The following is a 5,917-nucleotide window of genomic DNA, read 5'->3' as shown; positions in this document are numbered from 1 at the left end:
CGCCCTCGGCGCCGCCGGTAGCGGCCGCGCCGGCCGCCTCGGCCGCCGCGCTGTCGCCGCCGATGCCCATGAAGCCCTCGCCCTTGGCGAGGTCGCCCAGCGTCTGGGTGACCGTCTTGGCGTCGCTCAGGCCGCGATGCACGTCGTCGATGGTGTTGCCGGCCTGCTGGTCGCCATTGCCGCCGCCCACCGCGCCCGTGCCGTCGCCGCCAGCATCGCCCGCGCCGCTGCCGGCCTGGCTCACGCCGCCGCCGCCCTGGAACTCGCCCGACATCTTCTGCATCTCGGGCGGCACCGTCTGCTGCAGGTAGGCCGCCGTGGCCGGGTCGCTGGCCAGCTTCTGGATGTCCTGCTGCAGCGCCGCCACCGTCTTGTCGACGTTGCGCAGCTTGTCCGAGCCGCCGGCCTGCACGTCCACCAGGGTCTCCATCAACTTCACCATCACCGCCGCCTTCTGCTGCGGCGTGTAGTTCTGCGGGTTCTGGATGATGTCGCCGTTCAGCGAGCTGATATCGGTGTTGCCGGTGATGTTCTGCAGGCTCGCGTCCTGCAGGAACTGCTGCGAGCCGGCCTGGGTGGTCGGCGCGTCGTCGCTGAGGAAGTGGTCGAGGTTCTTGGTCGAATAGATCTGGTCGCGCTTCTTGGTGGCCTTGTCGTCGCCGCTGCGGTCCAGGTCGTCGAAGCCGCCGTCCGAGCCGAAGGCCGTCGCGGCCGACTTCAGCGCCGAGCTGAAGCCCGAGTTCTTCTGCAGGTCCTCGACCTGCTGCTGGGTGGTCAGGCCGCCGCCCGACTTGCCGCCGTGCGTGTAGTTGTTGCCGTTCTTGCCGTTGGACTTGTGGCCCTCGGATTCGCCCGCGATCGCGTTGTAGGCCTTCATCAGCCCGGCCGAGCGCTCCACGTTGACCGAATCGGCATCCGCGTCGGGATGCTTCTTCATGTAGTCCTTGATATCCGAATCGGCCTGGTCGAGGTTGGTGCTGACCTGGCCCATGAAGCCCTGCATCTTCTTGGTGTCGATCGTGCCGTCCGACTTCAGCGCGCCGGTGTTCTGCAGCGCCGTCTTCAGCGAGGGGTTGTCGTTGACGAACTGCATCGCCGCGGCCTTCTGCGCCTCGGTCGGCGGCTGGCCGTCGGGGCCCGCCTTGCCGCTGAGGATCTGCATGGCCGCCAGCGGACGCTCGAGCGACACGCCCTGGTCCGGCGAGGCCAGGTCCGACCACTTCGCGAGGTCGGACTGGTCGTTGCTCTGGCTGTACTGGTCGAGCGCGGCGTACTTGCCGTCGTCGGTGGCCGCGCCCGAGGCACCTGCCGCACCCGCGGCGCCGCCGAGCGTGCCCGCGCCGCTCATCGAGGGATCCTGCGCCAGCGAGGACGGGTCCATCTGCGGCATCTGCGAGCCGCCGGCCGGCGCCGCGTCGCCACCGTCATCGCCGCCGCTCTGCTGCTGTGCCGCCGATGCCAGGTTGCGCACCATCGCCTGCAATTGCTGGTTGAGCTGCTCCATCATCTGGAGCGCGTCCTGTATCCCGCCGCCGGACGAACCGCTGAGGTCCGTGGTCGGCACGTTCATGGTCTGGGAATACGAAAGCGGATTGAGGGATGTCATGGCACGCGGCTAATTGAATTGGAATGGAAAACGCGGGGCGGCACCGGGCGGCCCCACGCGAACGCGAATGACAAAACGGCCCGTTCCGCGAGGAACGGGCCGCCGCCATCACGCGTTGTCGTCGTCGTCCTGCTGCTTCGGCATCTGCAGGCTACCCATGCCGCCCATCCCTCCCATGCCGCCCATCCCCATCATGCTCATCATGATCTGCGGGGAGAAACCGCCGATGAAGGACGAATCGGAAGCCGTGGCGGTGGGCGAGGCGCCGGCCGTCGGATCGGCGATGCCGCCCTGCGCGGCCTTCTGGAAGTTGGCCATCGACGACAGGCCGTCGGCGCCCTTCACGTCGGCCGTCTCGATGGCCTGGTAGGCGCTCGGGTTCTGCAGCATGAACTTGGCGGCGCTCTGCACGTCCGGCGGCGTGCCGGCCGGCGGGTTCATCGCCAGTTGGTAGAGCGAGTTCGGATCGGTGGTGCCGACGCCGTTCTGCTGGCCGTAGGCCGCGATCGCGCCCGCGGCCGACTGCATGGTGACCGGCGAGCCGTCCGACATGGTCGGCGCCTGCGAGCCCTGCGTGCCGTCGGCGCCGCCCTGCGCGGCCCACTGCATGTCGCCGATGCCGGCCTTGCCGTCGGCGCCCGGCACGTCGTGCGTCTCGATCGCCTTGAACACGTCCGGATTCTGCAGCATGAACTGCGCGGCCTTAGAGACATCCGGCGGCGTGCCGGCCGGCGGGTTCTGCGCCAGTTGGTAGAGCTGGTTCGGCGTGATCGGGTCGACGCCGTTCTGCGACATGTAGGAGCTCAGGGCACCCGCCGCGGATTGCGGCGTCATGCCGGTGCTGTCCACCGCGCCGCCGACGCCCGCGCCGCCGATGCCGCCCAGCGCGCCGTCGCCGCCCACGTCACCGGCACCGCCGGCATCGCCGCCGGCACCGGGCAGGCCGCCCGCGCCGGACTGGCCGCCGCCGAGTTGCTGCGCGAGTTGCTGCGCCTGCGCCAGGCTCTGCTGGATCTGGCCGATCAGTTGCTGCATGACCGAGCCGGCCAGCATGCTGACCTGCTGGTCGACCTGCTGCTTCAGTTGCGCGACCTGCGAGGTGAGGCTCGACAGGCTCGCACCGCCCAGCAGCGACGAGGCAGTGTTCGGCAGGCTGATTCCGCCTGAGAAATTCATGGTTTGGCCTCCTATGAATGGGTACCGAGTACGACGTTCAAGGTGTCACGTCACACGCCGCCTGTTCATAGGAGGCGCTATGCCGTTGCCAATACTAGTCAACCGCTGCATATCGAAACTTCGTCGATCCGAACCCCCTGCCGGAAATGCGAAGCGCATGCAAGCCGGGCCTCGGCGGCCCGCGAAGGCAGGGGCGAGTCGCTGCGCCTCGTCGCGCACGGCTTCGTATCGCGGTACGCGGCGGTGGCGCGCTTCCTGTCTGATATGGGTTTACCGACTCTCCGTGGCGCGGCCATGCACGTGTTTTCGTTCGTCGATCGTCGTGGTGCGCATCGCGCATCGCATGCAGGCCGGGTTTCGTTCGGGCGGGGGCTGGGGCTGGGCCTCGCGTTCGCGCTGCTCGCCGGTTGCGCGACGCGCCCGCCGGGTCCGCCCGACGCGGCGGTGCCCGACTCGCTGCGCGGCGCGCATGCCGAGGCCTGGCAGGAAACGCTGACGGCGGCGGGCGACCAGGTCTACCGCTGCCATCGCGTGCCGGCGCAGGCCACCGACGCACCCGGCGCGAGCGTGGGCCAGGCCTTGCGCTGGCAGCCCTACGGGCCCGAGGCCATCCTCATCGATGCGCGCGGGCGCAGCGTCGGCGCGGTCACGCCGGGCCGCTACTTCCTCGCCCACGACGGCAGCTTCGCGGTCGGCAAGACCGAGGCGGCCACCATCGTCGACGCCAGCGCCCTGCCCTGGGTCCGCTACACGATCGACGCGAGCACCCGCGCGCGCGGCGGCCGCGACGGCCGCATGACGCGCGTCAGCACGGTGATCCGGATCAACACGCGCGGCGGCCTCCCCGCCAGCGACAGTTGCCGCCTGGAAGGCACCCAGCTCTACGTCCCCTACTTCGCCACCTATCTCGTCTACCGCCCGGCAGCCGCGGCGCGCTAGCACATCTTTTTGATTTCTTGATTAAATCGCGTCATTAAGATATGCGATTTTTTATTGCATCTGCACAAGTATTCGCGCGCTTCATTTAAAAGATTGCCGGGAATTACTCACCAAATATCAGCGAACATTACAAATGGAAAGGAAGCTGGTGTTGCCTGATTTTTACCTGATTCTAGGTATCTGACGATCCCCTTACGATCTTGTCTGATCCCAGGCGCTCCAAGCTTACAGTTTCATATCGAAAGTTTATGTTTAGGTGAAAAACTAAACATTACATTCCATGATTCGAAAAAGATGTGCCTGCAAGCCCCAAAAACTGGCAATTTCTTTCCGGCGGTTAACAATAAGTTACATCCTTGGTTTTTCGATGCCTGTACTTTCGCTCCGTGCCAGTAGCCTGCCGGTTCATTTCACGACGGGACAAGTAGAGAGGAGGTCAGGTTGAAGTTCGCCGTATTAACGCCCAACGTCAGCATGTTCGAACGACTGCGCCAGCATTTTCTCGATGCCTCGGTCGAATGCATTCAATTCGACGACGATGTCGCCCTGGCGCGTGGCCTTTATCGCGATGATTACCGCGTGATCCTGGTCGATGCCGCCACCGGCATCGACGGCACGCGCACCGTGTTCGCGCGACGCGCCTTCTATGGCGGCCGCCGGGCGCCCCTGCTGGTGGTCGGCACGTTTACCGATCGCGACAGCCTGGAGCGCGCCTTCGACGCCGGCGCCGACGACGTGGTGCTCGCGCCGTTCGATCGCAACGAACTCGCCGCGCGCGCGTTTCGCGCCATGCGCCGCGTGGAGGCCGAGCCGGCCCCGCGCGACGAGCAGCGCGTCACGCTAGGCGCGTACACGCTGGACCAGCAGGCCAGCACCGTGCAAATCGCGGGGCGCACCGTGCGCGTCACCACGCGCGAATTCGCGATCGCCTGGCTGCTGTTCTCGCGAGCCGGCGAATACGTCACGCGCCGCCAGTTGGCCGGCGCGATCTGGGGCAGCACGGAAGACATCGTCGGCCGGCGGCTCGAGCAGCATATCTACAAGCTGCGCCGCAAGCTGGAGCTGACCGGCGAATCGGGCGTGGCGCTGCGCACCATGTACGCGCACGGTTACCGGATCGAGCAGACCGACGGCAGCGCGCTGGAGGCGAGTGCCCAGGAAGAGATGCAGGACGACAAGCTGTCGGCGCTGCTCGAAGCCTCGCCGGGTGCCTCGCTGCGCGCCATGGCGGAGCTCGCGCCGGCCTGCGCGCCGCAATCACGCCCGAACGCGGCCCCCTTGCCAGCCGACCGCGCAAACGTTGTCGCGCCGGGTGGCGGCGCCACCGTGCATGCCCGGCACAGCCTCACGGCCTCGCTGGCGCAGCCCTGGGCCTCGTATGCCAACCCCTGGCACATCGGCGCGACGATGATCGCGAAGTCGGTGCGCGACGACGGCGCCACCTCGGACCAGATCCGCATGCCGACGCTGCCGGGTTCGCGCGGCGAAGGCTGACGGCCGATCCAGCACGACCCATGGCCGGCGCGATGCCGGCCATTTCTTTTTCGGGCGCCTCGCGCGAAGCGCCCGAGCGGTCCCGCCGCGCGCGGCGGGACGCTTGCGCCTACAGCCCCTGGCTCAGGAACTGCTGGGCGTACTGATCGCGGTTCTGCATCTCCGGATCCGCGGCCAGCTCGAACTGCTTGCACCAGACGCTGGCGGCCGCATCGGCCGAGCCCGCGTTGTTGAGCGCGTCCACCAGGCCCGGCTTCTCCTTCACTTCCTTGGCGAGGTAGTCGAGCTGCACGCCCAGGTCCTGGGGCGACTTGCCCTGCGAGGCCGCGAACTGCTCGAGGCCTTCCTTGCGCACGCCGCCCCATTGCGCGAGACCGTAGCCGTGGCCGTCGTCGTCGGCATTGTTGGCCGAGGGCGCGCCGATCTGGCCGCCCTGGTTGATGTTCGGCGTGAGGCCGCTTTCCTGCTGCAGGTTGCCGAGCACGCCGGCCACCGCCGTCTTGTTCAGGCCGAGGTTGTCCTGCAGGTAGGCCGCGATCTTGTGGGCGTTGTCGCCGCCGAGGCTGGAGACGTCGGTGCCCGAGCCGGGGCCGTTGGTGCCCGCCGAGGACTGCACCGGCGTGCCGCTGCCGTCACCGCTCGACGCGGCCGGCGTGCCTGCCCCTGCCCCTGCCCCTGCACCCGCGGCCGGCGCGCCTGCCA

5 protein-coding genes are annotated in these 5,917 nt (G+C 68.0%); 2 read left to right on the top strand and 3 right to left on the bottom strand.

Translation table 11 applies throughout. The features are described 5' to 3' along the window. Positions 1-1,606, bottom strand: a 1,606-nt coding sequence (locus F3J18_RS35175; protein ID WP_166916722.1) for a type III effector HrpK domain-containing protein, incomplete at its 3' end; no start/stop codon positions are given. A 108-nt stretch (positions 1,607-1,714) separates the two neighbouring features. Next, complete coding sequence (locus tag F3J18_RS35170; RefSeq protein WP_166916720.1) at positions 1,715-2,782, bottom strand: hypothetical protein; 1,068 nt, start codon at positions 2,780-2,782, stop codon at positions 1,715-1,717. A gap of 294 nt (positions 2,783-3,076) precedes the next feature. Here F3J18_RS35170 and F3J18_RS35165 point away from each other — a divergent pair, with 294 nt between their 5' ends. Both F3J18_RS35165 and F3J18_RS35160 read left to right on the top strand, forming a co-directional pair. Next, positions 3,077-3,721, top strand: coding sequence for a DUF3455 domain-containing protein (locus F3J18_RS35165; RefSeq protein WP_166916718.1), 645 nt, complete (start codon positions 3,077-3,079; stop codon positions 3,719-3,721). Between the two features lie 474 nt (positions 3,722-4,195). Then, positions 4,196-5,215 carry a response regulator transcription factor gene (locus F3J18_RS35160; RefSeq protein ID WP_240154852.1) on the top strand — a complete coding sequence of 340 codons (1,020 nt, stop codon included), beginning with the start codon at positions 4,196-4,198 and terminating at the stop codon, positions 5,213-5,215. 109 nt (positions 5,216-5,324) lie between these two features. Here F3J18_RS35160 and F3J18_RS35155 read toward each other — a convergent pair. Then, positions 5,325-5,917: phage tail tip lysozyme (locus tag F3J18_RS35155; protein WP_166916716.1), on the bottom strand; the 593-nt coding region annotated here is incomplete at its 5' end.

Source organism: Burkholderia sp. Ax-1720 (genome assembly GCF_011753035.1).
GTDB classification, from domain to species: Bacteria; Pseudomonadota; Gammaproteobacteria; order Burkholderiales; family Burkholderiaceae; genus Burkholderia; species Burkholderia gladioli.
This window is presented reverse-complemented; position numbering and strand designations above follow the sequence as displayed.

Bases quoted from the DNA above. Each gene is read 5' to 3' on its own strand.
- F3J18_RS35170 (WP_166916720.1), bottom strand. From the start codon at position 2,782: ATGAATTTCTCAGGCGGAATCAGCCTGCCGAACACTGCCTCGTCGCTG.
- F3J18_RS35165 (WP_166916718.1), top strand. From the start codon at position 3,077: ATGCACGTGTTTTCGTTCGTCGATCGTCGTGGTGCGCATCGCGCATCG.
- F3J18_RS35160 (WP_240154852.1), top strand. From the start codon at position 4,196: ATGTTCGAACGACTGCGCCAGCATTTTCTCGATGCCTCGGTCGAATGC.